The following is a 13,953-nucleotide window of genomic DNA, read 5'->3' as shown; positions in this document are numbered from 1 at the left end:
ATCAGGCTGTGCGGCGGCGTCAATCCCACCATTTGCAACTGGACTTATTTCCCTTTCTCTCGATCTTGGCCTGCACCATTGGCACGCTGATCCTACTAGTGGTGGTCATCAGTGCCAGTAGTCTTGGGCGCGAACGCACCAATGTGCAAATTTTGGCACGGGAAAATGCCCAAAATGACGGGCGCACCCCCCGCTATCTAGAGTGCCGTCGCGAGGGGGTCATCATTCATCCCCGAAAGGTGCTGGTGCGTGCAGCCGATCTGGCCAAACCCACCTCCCCACTGGCGATTTTATTGGCCAACCTCCGCCGTCAGAGCGATCGCGAGTACATTATTATTGCGGTGCGCCCCGATGGCTTTGACTGCTTTGAGGAGGTGCGCTACCAAGCAGAACGCGCGGGGGTGGCTCTCGGCTACGAACCCTTCAATGCTGAATGGGACTTGTGTGTGCCGGCACCGGGGCGCAGCAATTGCCCCTAAGACTATATCTAGTCCCTCCAAGCATACTGGCAGGGCTTAGATTGAGCAATTTCGGTGGGAAAAGCGCTCAAGTGCACTACCCGCCCCTTGGCCACAAGGGCACTACCAATGACTTCAGGATGGGTGAGCCGCACATCGGTGCCCTCGGCAAGGGTATCAAAGGTTTCAGTTGTGGCAGCCGCCACTGTATTCAAAAAAGCCTTAGCATCGGCAGTCGTAACTGCTGAACGAGGAGAAGGAGAGGGTTTAAGGGCCTCAAGACCGTAGCTACGGCTGAATTTCGGCAGCAGTTTGGCAAAGGTGGCAGGAAAGTCAAACAGTTCCAAGCCCAAAATTTGACTGTGAACCACAAACAGAGCGCCGATCTGCTGGGCGATCGCCCGAAACCCTTGGACGTACTCATCGAGGGAGTGGGCTTCTTTTTCATAAACATCAGCGAGGGCATCGGTGAAGGACTCGCAAGCAAAGAAGAGCAGATGGTCATCCACATCCGCCCAAATTTCCCCTTGGTTCGCAAGGCGGTTTCACCTGAATTTCAACGATTCTGTAACATAGCGGAGTTTCTTGGCACGCCCTGTGGCATGGTAGGCGCGATCGGCAGCAGTGAACTCATGGGAGCGGTAGTGCCAGCGACCCCGTTCAACACAGGAGACCGGAATTTTCGGATCGGTGTGGGCAGGCACTAGTACTGTGAGGTTGAGAATACGGTTTTGCTTGGCACCGATGAGTTCTTCCCCATCCACAAGCAGCACCGAGCGATCGCCCAAATTACGACACAGGAGTTCAGGCACATGCCCCCCTGCGGACACCTCGGTAATCTTCAGCAGGTTTTGACTCATTGCCTCTGTCAGTGTCCAATAGTCCGGTTCGGTTGCGATCGAGTGCAGCAGGGGAAAGAGTGTCATGGCACCAAAGGTTTGGGGGGTACCCAGTTCAAGATTTTGCAGGAGTTCTTGGAGCAGATGCATACTCCGACCTCATAAGGGTGTACATCTTGTTATCCATTGCTGTTGTTAGGGATATGCACCCGCCCAGAAAATTTGCGATCGCTCCCCAAGAATATCTGAGTTGAGACGTATCTTTGCCCTTAGAAATAGCTTATGCTTAGGGTGAATTCTTGAGGGCTTTCTTAAAATAATGCTCCCAGTCTCGATTACCTCCCTACTCTTTGGCTTTGCCACCAATATGGATAACTTTAGCGTGGCCGTTAGCTATGGTCTGCGCCGGTATCGCATAGGTTGGCTGGGCAATGCCTTGATTGCAGCTCTTTCTGGTAGTAGTACCTTTTTGGCCATGGGTTTGGGTGGGTGGGTGCAGCAGTATGTGCCATTGATTTGGGCACAGCAGTTTGGCAGTGGCTTACTCATGGCGATGGGGGCATCAGCACTAGGGGGAGTGTTGCTCAACTTGAATCATCCCTCTAAAACAACAAAGCCGAACTTATTACCAATTCTTGACTATGCCTACGACTTCACGCTCTACCAGTCGCTGCTGTTGGGTTTAGCATTGACCCTGACGAACTTTGCCACAGGGGTGGCTGCGGGCTTGGCGCGCCTACCAATTGTTGATGCAGTGATAGCGAGTACAGTGACCAGTTGGATTTGCATTGGCAGTGGCTTTTGGTTGGGGCAGCAACTCCGCGAACAAACCCCCTTGCGCTTTGGCCCTTATTTAGAGGGCTTGGCGAGTCTTTTTCTCATAGCCGTTGGTGTCCTCAAGTGGTTTGAGTCCCCCTAGGGCGATCGCCAGAGCACATCAGCCATCCGACATACCTGCACCATGGCTGCCACATCATGGACACGAAGCATTGCCACCCCTTGAGCAATGGCGTGGCAGCAAACTGCCGCTGTCCCCCAAACTCGGTCTTTGGGATGGGGCAGGTTCAGGACATCACCAATAAAGCGTTTGCGCGAAGGGCCAAGGAGGATCGGGTATCCAAGGGTTTGAAATTGCCGCAACTCTCGTAAAAGGGTGAGGTTCTGGGGCGTGGTCTTGGCAAACCCGATACCGGGATCAATCATTAGGTGTTCCGGGGGAATGCCACTGGCGATCGCCCGCTGCGTTTGTTCTTGAAAATAGCGAAGCAAATCGCCAATCAAATCGTCGTAGTCCGTTAATTGCTGCATCGTGGCGGGGGTTCCTCGCCGATGCATGAGGATATAGGGCACCCCCAATGCCGCTACCGTGGCAAACATTTCAGGATCCGCCTGCCCCCCTGAGACATCGTTAACAATATTGGCACCAGCTTCCACGGCAGCGCGGGCAACCACGGCATGGGTGGTATCAATGGAAATGGGAATCTGCGACTGCTGACGGATGCCCTCAATCACGGGCAACACGCGCGCCAACTCGGCACTAATGGGCACTTCACTGGCTCCCGGACGAGTGGACTCACCCCCCACATCAATGACATCCACCCCAGCGGCAACCATTTCGAGGGCATGGGCAACGGCACTAGCGGGATTAAAAAAGTCACCGCCATCACTAAAACTGTCGGGGGTGATATTTAAGATCCCCATGGTATAGGTGCGCTCTCCCCAAACAAGGGCGCGATCGCCCACGTACCAGCCCTTCATGCCGTAGTCTCCCCTTGGCGTTTGGCGTGCAACTTCAAGAGAATCTCTTGGTGGACGGGTTGGGTAATGGGATAGAGGTAGGCCAAAATCATGCCGACAATGAGAAAGAACGTCGGCAAAGGTCCAATGGCAATGCGAATTGCCAACAGTGCCGAGGGGGGTTGAACAGGCGGCGGTTCGCCAGCAACTGTGGAAATGTAACCCGCCCACTGCAAGGCCTGACCTACGAGAAACAGCCCCAAGGCAAGACCGATTTTTTGCAGTAGCACCATAAAGGCATAGAAGACCCCCTCCCGCCGCTGGCCACTGTTGAGTTCATCCAGATCAATCACATCGGGAATCATTGACCAAGGGACAAGGTAGGCCGTCGAAACCCCAAACCCCGCCAGAATCGCACAGGCATAAACCAACGTTGTTTGTCCCGGCTGCAATAAAAACAAGCCAGCTTGGGCAATAATCCACAGTGCCATGCCCATGTAATAAACCGCCTTCTTGCCAATACGCCGACTCACCGTACTCCAGACAAAGAGCATGATCATCGCCGTCGATTGCACTGCCAGCGCCACTTGCGTATATTCAGCGGGGGACATTTGCAACCAATCGCCAATAAAAAAGGGAATCAGCGAGGCAGTAATTTGCACCGCCAGCCAAGAACAGAGGTAAATCCCCATCACGAACAGGAAAGGACGATTGCTAAAGACCAAGCGCAGTTGCGTTTTCAGGGGTAAAGGGCTTTGGCCACTGCTGGGGGTATGCCGTTCAAACTCGCGTACCCGTTGCCGTGTGCCCCAGACACACCAATAGATGGGCAGGACGGAGAGGACAGTGGCAATGCCCCCAAGAAGAAGATACTGAGCCTGCGGCTCTTTGATCAGTTGAAAGAGAACTTGGGCAAGCAGTAGAGAACCGATACTCCCGCCAATAGAAAAGGCAAAGCGAAAGCTGTTAAGGCTAGTGCGCTCATGGTAATCCTCTGTCAGTTCTGGTGTTAAGGCAGTGTAGGGAAGGTTGACGGCAGTATAAAACGTGTTGAACAGAATACCAATGAAGACGTAGTAACCAAAAAGCAGCCATTGATCTCTAGTCGGCACCCACCAGTTCAAAAAGAAGGAGATACCAAAGGGAAGGGCTGCTGAGATCATCCAGATGTGGCGGCGTCCCCACTTGCCCACAGGGGTGCGATCGCTCAGGTAACCGATGATCGGGTCATTGATGGCATCCCAGATTTTGCCAATCATCAGCACACTGCCTGCCAATCCAGCATTGAGTCCAGCCACATTGGTCAAGAACACCATCAGGAAAAACACCTGCAAATTGGCAGTGATAGCAGTTCCGAGATCACCGGCGCCAAAGGCAAGTTTTGTCAATAGGGAAAGGGGTGGACGGGCACTGGTGGCAGCGGAATTTGGGCTGGATGGGTCTAGTGGCATGATGCTTTGTCCATTGCGATTGTTTTTTTTTAACGATTAGCCAGCAACTGCAACTGCCCATTGACTTGCCCATTGTAGAATGCGCTGCACCTGTTCAGGCGTCTTCCCTTGGCAGTAAAGTCGGAGCAGGGGTTCGGTGCCACTAAAGCGAACTAATAACCAACCGCCGTCGGCTAGATGAAACTTGTAGCCATCAATCGTCTCGCAGTGACTGACGGGGAGATTCAAAATCTCTTTGAAGGGGCGCTCGGCCAGCGTTGCCTCCAGTTTTTGTCGCTGCGTCAAGGACGCGAGGGTGAGATCAACGCGATCGTAGGCACTGTAAAAGTTCGTGGTTCTCTGCAACTGCTGATAGTATTCCCCTACGCTCAAGCCAGATGTCACTAGGGCTTGTAGTAGGTACAGTGCTGAGAGTAAGGCATCTCGCTCAGGAAGATGGTGGCCATAGCCGATTCCCCCTGATTCTTCACCACCTAAGAGGACAACTTCCCCTGCCAGCATGCGATCGCCAATGTATTTGAAGCCAATGGGCGTTTCAATCACCACTAAACCATGGTGGGCGGCCACGCGCGCCACCAGATCAGAACTGCTAATGGATTTGATCACGGCTCCCCGGTAAGTGCTGTGCTGTGCCAGATGATCAATCAAGATGGGAATAATTTCTTGGGCCGTGTACAGCACCCCTTGGCCATCAATGACCGCCAAGCGATCGGCATCGCCATCAAAGACTAAGCACACTGTCGGGGTAGCACTGTGTTGTTGCCGCAGTTGCTCTTGGGTGGCGGCTAAATAACAGCCAATGGGTTCAGGGGCACCCCCACCAAAGAGGGGATCGCGATCGCGCCGAAACTCCGATATGGGAATCTCTAATAATCGCTCTAGCCCCCCGGCGGCTACCCCATGCATAACATCGGCACAGACTTGCAGTTTACCGCTGGCGATCGCCTCACGAATGGGTTTTGGATCAACATGATGCCGTAAAGCAGCACAATAGCTGGGCCACGGATCAAAGGCTTGATAGTCTGTTTTGACCTCACCCACAGGTGGCGGGTCTCCCTGAGTTAACTGCGCTTCAATGGCTTGGGTGACGGTTGTGGGTACGGAGCCGCCAAAGGCGCCCTTCACCTTGAGTCCTGCATAGATACCGGGATTGTGGCTTGCCGTGATCACCAGTCCACCGATCGCCTTCTCCGCTTTGACGGCCCAACTAAAAGCCGGTGTGGGTGCCGCACAATGAGAAAGCCATACCTCATAGCCTTGGCTGGCCAGTAATTCGGCAACGGCTGTGGCAAACTGTTCCGCTAAAAATCGGCGATCGTAGCCGACAATGATTCGCGGCCTTGCGCCACGGCCATAGGTTTGATAGAGCACTGCCGCCGCTGCCTTGGCTGCCCGCAGCAAACGGTTAAAGGTAAACTCAGCCCCAATGATGCCACGCCAACCATCGGTACCAAAGCGAATGGGGGCATCCTCAGGCAGTAAGACTTGATCGAGACGAAGGGCAGAACCCACCATAGCGCGCAAACCCCCAGAAACCCTTTGAACATATCATGGGGGAACACGCGTCAAAAATCCCTTAGGGGAGACGAGAATGGTATAATTATTGCGAATTGTTAATTAGGCCATGGGCACTGCTGCTGAGTGCCCTTTTGGAATGACTGACCTCTGGTCGCCTAAACCTGCGTCACCTTTAGAGAGGGATCGAACACTATGGCATTTGTACAGGAACCCCTTCCCTATGATCCGGGTGCCCTTGAACCCTACGGGATGTCTGCGAAAACCTTTGAATTTCACTATGGCAAGCACCATAAAGCCTATGTGGACAATCTCAATAAACTGACCCAAGATACGGAACTCGCTGACAAATCCCTTGAAGATGTGATTCGGATCACCTATGGCGATCCGGCCAAGGTCGGCATTTTCAACAATGCAGCTCAAGTTTGGAACCACACCTTTTTCTGGAACAGCCTGAAACCCGGTGGCGGTGGTGCTCCCACGGGGGATGTGGCAGCCCGGATCAACAGCGCCTTTGGTAGCTACGACGAGTTCAAGTCCCAGTTCAAAAATGCGGCGGCGACCCAATTTGGCAGTGGTTGGGCATGGCTGGTGCTCGAAGCCGGTACGCTGAAAGTGACCAAAACCCCCAATGCCGAAAACCCCTTGGTTCATGGTCAAGTGCCCCTGCTGACGATTGATGTTTGGGAGCATGCCTATTATCTCGACTACCAAAACCGTCGTCCGGATTTCATTGATAACTTCCTCAACCAACTGGTGAACTGGGACTTTGTCGCTAAAAATCTAGCGGCTGCCTAAGATTCCTAATTTTATTTCGTAAAAATCTATTTTTAGTCATCCCCGTTCTAGTTGAGCGGGGCTTTTTGTTGCCGAGCCGTGATTCAGCCATAGGACAAATGTTAGAGTGTGGTTAAGTTAAAATTAAGATAAAAGTAAGCTTGGTTAATAAACGTTAATTTGATAGTGGTATTCCTTTGGCCGTTGAGCAGGGAGGGGGTCTGATGGAAACCCTAGGGCATGTCGCATACGCCGCTTTTGAGAAGTACTACCGCAAAATTAGCAAACATGAGCCGGGGGTGATTCGCGATCGCGACGTTGAGGCAATTCACCAGATGCGGGTGGGTCTGCGTCGCCTGCGAACCGCTCTGGAGGTATTTTGTGACACGGTTCGTTTGCCCAAGGGAGTCTCCATTCAGCGGGTACGGGCGATCGCCGGCAGTCTCAGCCCCGTACGGGATTTGGATGTGATGATGCTGGCGCTCAAGGAGCAGTATTACCCTCACCTGCCCCGTTCTGAGCAACAACAACTGGCAAAACTGATCAAGAAACTCGAAAAGCAACGGACAGAACTGCTGCAAAAAGCGCTTCAATTGCTGCGCAGCGATCGCTATCGCAAATTGCAACAGGGGCTTGAAGAATGGCTAGCTGCCCCTCAATATCGTGAGATTGCTAACTTACCGACGGAACTGATTGCGCCAGATATTTTACTGCCCTTGGTGTGTCAACTGTTGCTGCATCCGGGGTGGCAAGTGGCCATTGAGTGGCAGGGCGATCGCCCCCTCTTCCTTGCGGTCAGTAACCCGCCCCAGTGGCTGCAAACAGCGGGTGAAGATCTCCACGATCTACGCAAGCAAACCAAGCGGGTACGCTACCAAATGGAACTGTTTAGCAGTGTCTATGGGGATGCCTTTAGCGAACAGGTGAGTGCTTTTGCCCGGTTACAGGAACTTCTCGGCACCCTTCATGACGGTGTTGTTCTCCATGACTTCTTCCGTACCCAACTGGGTCTGAACCTGCGCCAAGCCTCTCCCTGTCTCGCAGAAATGATTGCCCTAGAGCAAACACGACAATGGCAAACTTGGCGCTGCGTACAACAGGAATATCTCAGTCCCGAAAAACGCCATCAAGTGCGCTCCCTCCTCCTGATGCCCCCCATGACGACAAATGCCAACGGGAAATCCTTCAGTCAAAAGATGATTCCTGCTTCCAACTAAGGGGCAGGGAAGTTGTTTTGTCCTCTAGCAACACAGCGCTTTTCAAATGCCTTGCTCAATCTCTCTCGAATCAACGCTTCACGTCTCTGCTGAATGCTGCTGAACACTCATAAGGCAGGGGCGTTTCTTGACTGCTGCTTTTGACTAACTGTAGGTCACTCAGTATAGGCGAGGTCACGATTTCTTCAACAGTGTCTGAATTGTCTCAACGTTGCAAACCTTAATATCCTCTTTAGTGGATTTCCTTAGCACATTGCATTCCCACAATCAAGAACCTGTCTAGCATTTCGCTCTCAATTCATCATGCAAATAGAGCGGTAATGGTAACCATTCATTTTCAATTTTGCGAGAGCGATCGCCCTTGCCAATCCGTATGCGACGATAAAAATAAAATTCCTGCCAGTCGAGGAGAACCATAGGCGAATGAGTGTTATGGAGCAACAAGCCCTAAGTGTCGGTCTGCGGGTGCGCGTCAAGACCCCTACTATCATCTATCACCATCCCGATCACCGTAACGAACCCTTTGACATTCAAGGGATGGAAGGGGAAATCTGCGCTATTCTCAACGACTGGCAAGGCCGTCCCATTAGTCCCAACTACCCAATTCAGGTGCGGTTTAGTCCCAAGTTCATTGCCCATTTGCACCCCGACGAACTGGAAGTGATTTAGGTACGCTGTATATGCCTCCCCGTTGGCCTCGTAAGCCCGATCGCCGTGATCCGCGCTATCGCCGCTTGGACGATCGCATGAATTTTGCGGTTCATGTTGCCCTCTTTGCTGCTTTTAACTCTGGTGGCTGGTTTTGGCATCAGCTGCAACCCATGGCGGTGCCCTTTATGCCGACGTTGACTCTTGTGTGGTTAGCCCTGTTGGCAGGCCACGGCCTCTATGTTTTCGCGATCGCCCGTTATGCCGACTAAAAACTCTCAAAACCTATCAACGCTTCTCTACCAGTTGTTTGGTGATCAAGATCACTGATAAAACGTGCTTGGTGTACAGGCTCCCCTAAGGATTGTCAACAAGATAGGGATTTAAGAGAGCGTACTGCTCTATCAACCCACGCCACCTTATGAATTTGGAGTCCTGAACATGATGCGTCAACGTTTATCCCTCATTCTGTTCACTGGGGCAATGTTAACTCCCTTCGTTATGAGTGTGCGTCCCCTTGAGGCTCAACCCACGATTACCCCCAGAAATATAGAGTTAACTCCCCGGCACCCGATTATCCCTAACTTACGGCCTCCCCAAGTTCTTTGCCCCGACCCAGCGGTGCAGGCAGTGAATTTCAGCTTGATGAATCGCACAACCCCATTTGAAGGCCGAGTGCGGATTACAGGGATTGTTCGCAATCGTGGGACATCCACCTATCAATCAGGTGTCAATCAACAAATGGTCTATTTGTACGAACAAATGCTTGGTGGCAGAGCACGATTGGTTGCCCAGCAGCCATTCCAAAATCTAGGGGTAGGTCAAGAGGTCACCGTCATGTTTGAACGCCCTTGGAACATCTCATCCCCAGCAGAGGGAGAGTTTCCGCCTAACTATGTATTGGAGATTGGTTATGATCCAGATATTCGCATAGATGGCAACCCCCATAATGATGACTGTCGCTTAGGAAATAATCGCCTCCAACGCAGTGGCGCTGAGATCAGGGCGCTATTTCGTTAACCTGACATGCTAGATCGAATAGTAACCTACAGTCCCGCCTTTACCCTAGTGCCCACGTATGAGTGCTTTAATCGCTGTACCTACTGCAATTTCCGGCGTGACATCGGTACGAGCGGGTGGCTGAGTCTAGAAGCAGCGGCAAAGCAGTTAGCAGCACTGAATCCACAACAGGTACGAGAAATTCTCATTCTCAGTGGCGAAGTTGCCCCCAACAGCCCCCAGCGTTCCCACTGGTTAGCCCGTCTCTACGATCTGGCAGTCTTAGCCTTGGCTCAGGGATTTTTGCCCCACACCAATGCTGGGCCTCTGAGTCGAGCGGAAATGGCCGCTCTCAAGGCGGTGAATGTCTCGATGGGGCTGATGCTGGAGCAATTGACACCGAAGTTGTTGGAAACTGTCCATCGCCATGCCCCCAGCAAGGATCCGCAACTACGTTTACACCAACTGGAACAGGCCGGGGAACTGAGCATTCCCTTCACCACGGGCTTGCTCTTGGGGATTGGTGAAGAGCTGCAGGATTGGGTAGAAACGCTCACGGCCATTGCTAAGTGTCATGGGCGGTGGGGACATATTCAGGAAGTGATTTTGCAGCCCCACAGTCCCGGCCAGCAGCAGGAAGCAGCGTTGCCCCCCTTTGATCTGAGGCAATTACCGAACGTGGTACGGTGGGGGCGATCGCTCTTGCCTGAAGACATCACGATTCAAATTCCTGCAAATCTCGTCACAGATCCAGGGGTTTTTCGGGCGTGCCTAGAAGCGGGCGCTCGCGACTTGGGGGGCATCGTGCCCTTGGATCATGTCAATCCAAACTATCCCCATACCGATGTGGCAGCCCTAAGGGAACAATTACAGGCTTGGGGATGGGAATTAGTGCCACGACTCCCCGTCTATCCCCAGTTTGTGGATTGGCTACCGCCACCCTTGAGGGAGAAGGTTAGGGGGATGCCTGTTTAAGCTGGAGTCCCAGTTGGTAGATGTCGCGCCGCGAAAGACCCGTCAGATCTGCCAATTGACGGCTCGCTTGGGTAAGGGAGAGACCTTGGCTGAGAAGTGTCGCTAATTCGTCAGCAAGATGATTGGGATTCACGGCCACAGAGTGTTCAGGGGCAGCGGCTAAAACCAGTGTGTATTCGCCACGGGGGGGATGCTCCTGTAGATAAGTGCAGGCAGTACCGAGAGTTCCCCGCCAAAATTCTTCGTGGCGCTTTGTCAGTTCGCGGGCGAGTACGAGGGAGCGATCGCTCCCCAAGATCTGACATAACTCTGTTACCGTTTGCACTAGCCGATGGGGGGCTTCATAAAGAATAATCGTACGAGTTTCCTGCTGCAATGCCTGCAATCGTTGCTGGCGATCGCGCCCCTTAGTCGGCAAAAACCCTTCAAAACAAAAGCGATCCATGGGCAAGCCAGCAGCCATCAGCGCTGTCAAGGCAGCATTTGCCCCCGGAATCGGTGTCACGGGAATCGCGGCGGCAATACAGGCCGTGATCAATTCATAGCCGGGATCGGACACCCCCGGTAAGCCTGCATCGCTAACCAGGGCAATCTGTTGACCCGCCTCTAATCGTTGCAAAAGTTGGGGGAGTCGCTGTTGGGTATTGTGCTCATGGAGACTAATTTGAGGAGTGGTAATGCCAAAGTGCTGTAACAGGCGGCCGGTGTGGCGTGTATCCTCGGCAGCAATGAGATCCACCGCCTTGAGAATGCGCAGGGCGCGAGCGCTCATGTCCTCAAGATTGCCAATGGGGGTACCCACCACCCACAGTTGCCCGATGCCCATCAGGAAATTTTTTCGCCACTGAGAATAAAGATTGGTTCCACTGCTGCAAAAATTTGGTGGCCGCCCCGCGTTTCTAGGCGATTGATCACTGACTGCACCACCTCTAGGCTGCGGGCTTGGACTGTCGCGAAACCTTCAGAGAGGGCATAGAGATTTTCTAAACTGCTGGCGATCGCCACCAAGCGGCCACCGGGGGCAAGATACTCCCACGCTTGCAGCAAAACTTCCTTAATCGGCCGCCCCCCCTCGAGACAAATCCGCTGCGGTGTGCGACGTAACTGGGGAAAGCAACCTGGAGCCGAACCAGCAACAATCTGTACATTCTTGACACCAAAGCGATTGCAATTGCGCTGGATCAGATCAATGACTTCTTCATCCCGTTCAATGGCGATCACCTGTCCACGCTTCGCCAAGCGTGCTGCCTCAACAGCGATCGTACCCGTGCCGGCCCCCACATCCCAAAGGCAGGAGTCTGGCTCGAGCCGCAAATAGGAGAGCATCAATAACCGCGTTTCCCGTTGGGTGAGGGGAATACCTGGTAAGCGCTCAAAAAGACCATCAGGGATACCCGGAGTAACAAATGGCCAGGGATCCGCCGTCATAGAAACTGCCTAAAACCCTTAACCGTTGCTGCTTTGGGCGAGGAGCCGTTCCTTGAGCTGTGCTAAGGCATCTGCCCAGCGGGGATCCGGTTGAGCAGCTTCCGTATCTATAGAGCTATACTCAGCCGGCGCCGAATTGGTTTGGGTACGCCGCCCATTATTTTTATTATTTTTGCGATTGCTGCTGCGGTTGCTGGGAGTGGGTTTTTCTGCCGCTGCGTCTTCTTTTTCCTTAGCTTCAGATTTAGGCTTGTCGTTGGCCTTTTCAATCTTGAGGGGATTGTCCTTAAAGGTGTAGCCGTTGAGTTTCTCAATCACCTGATCTGCCACTTCTTCGGATTCGACGGTGACAAAGCCAAACCCGCGGCACTTACCAGTCTTGCGATCAGTAATCAGTTTGGTGGTGCCTACTTCGCCTACTTCTTGGTTCAATAGGGCTTCTAGCTCTTCGCGGCTCAGTTCACGCGGCAGATTGCCCACATATAAACGCACGGACATAAAGAAACCTCCCTTAGGCAGCTTAAAAACAACATGATTCAAAAATGGACAGTCGGGCGTGAGAAACCGCTCGCAACAAAGGCCTAGAGCCAACAATGGCACGCAAAGACCCTGCCTTTATTAATGGTGTGAAATGACTAGATTGGTTCACAGCGATTGTTGCTAATTGAGAACCTTGATAGATGGAGCAGAGCAAAGGCAATAAGAGCACTTAGCTCTTGAGTTATCCCTATTTAGGGTACCACGCTTTCTCCACCTAGGGCTAGGATTTTGCGGAAAAATTTTGCTGTGGCAGCGCAAACGCAATGTGGCACAATGATTAATGCTGTTTTTGCGATGTGATGCCTGTGACTGCGACTGCTGTCCCTCGTCGGCCTGTTTTTCCCTTTGCGGCAATTGTCGGTCAGGATGAAATGAAACTGTCATTGTTGCTCAATGTCATTGACCCCAAAATCGGGGGGGTGATGATCATGGGCGATCGCGGCACGGGCAAATCAACCACCATTCGCGCCCTTGCGGATCTACTGCCGGAAATTGAAGTGGTGGCCGATGATCCTTTTAATAGTCACCCCAGCGATCCCGATCTCATGAGTGATGGGGTGAAGGTGGCCGTAGCAGCGGGTGAACCGATTCACACCGTTAAGAAAAAAGTGCCGATGGTGGATCTACCCTTGGGGGCAACCGAGGATCGGGTCTGCGGGACTATTGATATTGAAAAAGCCCTTGCGGAGGGAGTCAAAGCCTTTGAACCAGGACTCTTGGCCAAGGCCAATCGCGGCATTCTCTACGTGGACGAGGTAAACCTCCTAGATGATCACTTGGTGGATGTTCTGCTCGATGCCGCTGCCTCCGGCTGGAATACCGTTGAGCGTGAGGGCATTTCAATTCGTCACCCAGCACGCTTTGTCTTGGTCGGCTCTGGCAACCCCGAGGAAGGGGAACTGCGACCGCAACTACTGGATCGCTTTGGCATGCACGCTGAGATTCGCACCGTCAAGGATCCAACCCTGCGGGTGGAAATTGTGGAGCAGCGATCGCAATTTGATCAAAATCCAGAAGCCTTTTTAGCCAAATACCAAGCCCAACAGGAAGCGCTGCAAGCCAAAATAGTTGCCGCCCAAGCCCTATTGCCGAGTGTCACAATTGACCACGAGCTGCGGGTGAAAATTTCCCAAGTCTGTGCCGAGCTAGATGTGGACGGCCTGCGGGGCGACATTGTCACTAACCGCGCTGCGAAGGCTTTGGCCGCCTTTGAGGGACGCACCGATGTGACCGTTGAGGATATTTCACGGGTGATTGTCCTCTGTCTGCGGCACCGCTTGCGCAAAGATCCGCTAGAGTCAATTGACTCCGGCTACAAGGTAGGCAAGGTCTTCCAAGAGGTCTTTGGTGTTCAAATTGCTGCCTAGGC

15 protein-coding genes and 1 pseudogene are annotated in these 13,953 nt (G+C 52.9%); 9 read left to right on the top strand and 7 right to left on the bottom strand.

Annotated features, from left to right (window positions below; all coding sequences use genetic code 11):
* Positions 1 to 8: 8 nt before the first annotated feature.
* On the top strand, positions 9 to 479 hold the full coding sequence (locus tag NBE99_RS03650) for a hypothetical protein (RefSeq protein ID WP_250683144.1): 471 nt from the start codon (positions 9 to 11) through the stop codon (positions 477 to 479).
* A gap of 8 nt (positions 480 to 487) precedes the next feature.
* Here the strand turns inward: NBE99_RS03650 and NBE99_RS13305 are convergent.
* Positions 488 to 1,384 (bottom strand): annotated as a pseudogene (locus tag NBE99_RS13305) (ARPP-1 family domain-containing protein).
* A gap of 232 nt (positions 1,385 to 1,616) precedes the next feature.
* On the opposite strand from NBE99_RS13305, the gene NBE99_RS03635 reads away from it, so the two are divergent.
* Positions 1,617 to 2,216 carry a hypothetical protein gene (locus tag NBE99_RS03635; protein ID WP_250683141.1) on the top strand — a complete coding sequence of 200 codons (600 nt, stop codon included), beginning with the start codon at positions 1,617 to 1,619 and terminating at the stop codon, positions 2,214 to 2,216.
* Here NBE99_RS03635 and folP read toward each other — a convergent pair.
* Genes folP through NBE99_RS03620 form a run of 3 tightly spaced genes read right to left on the bottom strand, consistent with a single transcriptional unit; the run spans position 2,213 to position 6,000 of the window.
* Positions 2,213 to 3,055, bottom strand: coding sequence for a dihydropteroate synthase (folP, locus tag NBE99_RS03630; protein ID WP_250683140.1), 843 nt, complete (start codon positions 3,053 to 3,055; stop codon positions 2,213 to 2,215). The two genes, NBE99_RS03635 and folP, sit on opposite strands and share 4 nt — an antisense overlap.
* Positions 3,052 to 4,485 (bottom strand): MFS transporter, encoded by a 1,434-nt coding sequence (locus NBE99_RS03625; RefSeq protein WP_250683139.1) that lies wholly within the window; start codon positions 4,483 to 4,485, stop codon positions 3,052 to 3,054. Before NBE99_RS03625 ends, folP begins: the two co-directional genes overlap by 4 nt.
* Before the next feature lie 36 nt (positions 4,486 to 4,521).
* Positions 4,522 to 6,000, bottom strand: a complete 1,479-nt coding sequence (locus NBE99_RS03620; protein ID WP_250683138.1) for a phosphoglucomutase/phosphomannomutase family protein — start codon at positions 5,998 to 6,000, stop codon at positions 4,522 to 4,524.
* A 195-nt stretch (positions 6,001 to 6,195) separates the two neighbouring features.
* On the opposite strand from NBE99_RS03620, the gene NBE99_RS03615 reads away from it, so the two are divergent.
* From NBE99_RS03615 to cofG, 6 genes are all read left to right on the top strand, one after another.
* Positions 6,196 to 6,798 carry a superoxide dismutase gene (locus NBE99_RS03615; RefSeq protein WP_250683137.1) on the top strand — a complete coding sequence of 201 codons (603 nt, stop codon included), beginning with the start codon at positions 6,196 to 6,198 and terminating at the stop codon, positions 6,796 to 6,798.
* Positions 6,799 to 7,001: 203 nt separating this feature from the next.
* Positions 7,002 to 7,994, top strand: a complete 993-nt coding sequence (locus NBE99_RS03610) for a CHAD domain-containing protein (RefSeq protein WP_250683136.1) — start codon at positions 7,002 to 7,004, stop codon at positions 7,992 to 7,994.
* Positions 7,995 to 8,417: 423 nt separating this feature from the next.
* Positions 8,418 to 8,663, top strand: coding sequence for a ferredoxin-thioredoxin reductase variable chain (locus NBE99_RS03605; protein ID WP_250683135.1), 246 nt, complete (start codon positions 8,418 to 8,420; stop codon positions 8,661 to 8,663).
* 11 nt (positions 8,664 to 8,674) lie between these two features.
* The gene (locus NBE99_RS03600; RefSeq protein WP_250683134.1) at positions 8,675 to 8,914 is read left to right on the top strand and encodes a hypothetical protein; all 240 of its coding nucleotides are present in this window, start codon (positions 8,675 to 8,677) and stop codon (positions 8,912 to 8,914) included.
* A 169-nt stretch (positions 8,915 to 9,083) separates the two neighbouring features.
* Positions 9,084 to 9,662: a hypothetical protein gene (locus tag NBE99_RS03595; RefSeq protein WP_250683133.1), complete on the top strand. Its 579-nt coding sequence runs from the start codon at positions 9,084 to 9,086 to the stop codon at positions 9,660 to 9,662.
* 6 nt (positions 9,663 to 9,668) lie between these two features.
* Entirely contained in the window at positions 9,669 to 10,616 is a 948-nt protein-coding gene (gene cofG / locus NBE99_RS03590; RefSeq protein WP_250683132.1) for a 7,8-didemethyl-8-hydroxy-5-deazariboflavin synthase subunit CofG, read from the top strand.
* On the opposite strand, the gene rsmI is transcribed toward cofG, so the two are convergent.
* The 3 genes from rsmI to NBE99_RS03575 are packed head-to-tail and all read right to left on the bottom strand — an operon-like array spanning position 10,597 to position 12,542.
* Positions 10,597 to 11,442: a 16S rRNA (cytidine(1402)-2'-O)-methyltransferase gene (gene rsmI, locus NBE99_RS03585; protein WP_250683131.1), complete on the bottom strand. Its 846-nt coding sequence runs from the start codon at positions 11,440 to 11,442 to the stop codon at positions 10,597 to 10,599. The two genes, cofG and rsmI, sit on opposite strands and share 20 nt — an antisense overlap.
* Positions 11,442 to 12,044, bottom strand: a complete 603-nt coding sequence (cbiT, locus tag NBE99_RS03580) for a precorrin-6Y C5,15-methyltransferase subunit CbiT (protein WP_250683130.1) — start codon at positions 12,042 to 12,044, stop codon at positions 11,442 to 11,444. Before cbiT ends, rsmI begins: the two co-directional genes overlap by 1 nt.
* An 18-nt stretch (positions 12,045 to 12,062) precedes the next feature.
* A complete protein-coding gene (locus tag NBE99_RS03575) occupies positions 12,063 to 12,542 on the bottom strand; it encodes an RNA-binding protein (RefSeq protein WP_250683129.1) in 480 nt (159 codons plus the stop codon).
* Between the two features lie 341 nt (positions 12,543 to 12,883).
* Here NBE99_RS03575 and bchI point away from each other — a divergent pair, with 341 nt between their 5' ends.
* Positions 12,884 to 13,951, top strand: coding sequence for a magnesium chelatase ATPase subunit I (gene bchI, locus NBE99_RS03570; protein WP_399370851.1), 1,068 nt, complete (start codon positions 12,884 to 12,886; stop codon positions 13,949 to 13,951).
* Positions 13,952 to 13,953: the final 2 nt, after the last annotated feature.

This window comes from Thermosynechococcus sp. HN-54, assembly GCF_023650955.1.
GTDB lineage: Bacteria > Cyanobacteriota > Cyanobacteriia > Thermosynechococcales > Thermosynechococcaceae > Thermosynechococcus.
This window is presented reverse-complemented; position numbering and strand designations above follow the sequence as displayed.

Bases quoted from the DNA above. Each gene is read 5' to 3' on its own strand.
- NBE99_RS03635 (WP_250683141.1), top strand. From the start codon at position 1,617: ATGCTCCCAGTCTCGATTACCTCCCTACTCTTTGGCTTTGCCACCAAT.
- folP (WP_250683140.1), bottom strand. From the start codon at position 3,055: ATGAAGGGCTGGTACGTGGGCGATCGCGCCCTTGTTTGGGGAGAGCGC.
- NBE99_RS03625 (WP_250683139.1), bottom strand. From the start codon at position 4,485: ATGCCACTAGACCCATCCAGCCCAAATTCCGCTGCCACCAGTGCCCGT.
- NBE99_RS03620 (WP_250683138.1), bottom strand. From the start codon at position 6,000: ATGGTGGGTTCTGCCCTTCGTCTCGATCAAGTCTTACTGCCTGAGGAT.
- NBE99_RS03615 (WP_250683137.1), top strand. From the start codon at position 6,196: ATGGCATTTGTACAGGAACCCCTTCCCTATGATCCGGGTGCCCTTGAA.
- NBE99_RS03610 (WP_250683136.1), top strand. From the start codon at position 7,002: ATGGAAACCCTAGGGCATGTCGCATACGCCGCTTTTGAGAAGTACTAC.
- NBE99_RS03605 (WP_250683135.1), top strand. From the start codon at position 8,418: ATGAGTGTTATGGAGCAACAAGCCCTAAGTGTCGGTCTGCGGGTGCGC.
- NBE99_RS03600 (WP_250683134.1), top strand. From the start codon at position 8,675: ATGCCTCCCCGTTGGCCTCGTAAGCCCGATCGCCGTGATCCGCGCTAT.
- NBE99_RS03595 (WP_250683133.1), top strand. From the start codon at position 9,084: ATGATGCGTCAACGTTTATCCCTCATTCTGTTCACTGGGGCAATGTTA.
- cofG (WP_250683132.1), top strand. From the start codon at position 9,669: ATGCTAGATCGAATAGTAACCTACAGTCCCGCCTTTACCCTAGTGCCC.
- rsmI (WP_250683131.1), bottom strand. From the start codon at position 11,442: ATGGGCATCGGGCAACTGTGGGTGGTGGGTACCCCCATTGGCAATCTT.
- cbiT (WP_250683130.1), bottom strand. From the start codon at position 12,044: ATGACGGCGGATCCCTGGCCATTTGTTACTCCGGGTATCCCTGATGGT.
- NBE99_RS03575 (WP_250683129.1), bottom strand. From the start codon at position 12,542: ATGTCCGTGCGTTTATATGTGGGCAATCTGCCGCGTGAACTGAGCCGC.
- bchI (WP_399370851.1), top strand. From the start codon at position 12,884: ATGCCTGTGACTGCGACTGCTGTCCCTCGTCGGCCTGTTTTTCCCTTT.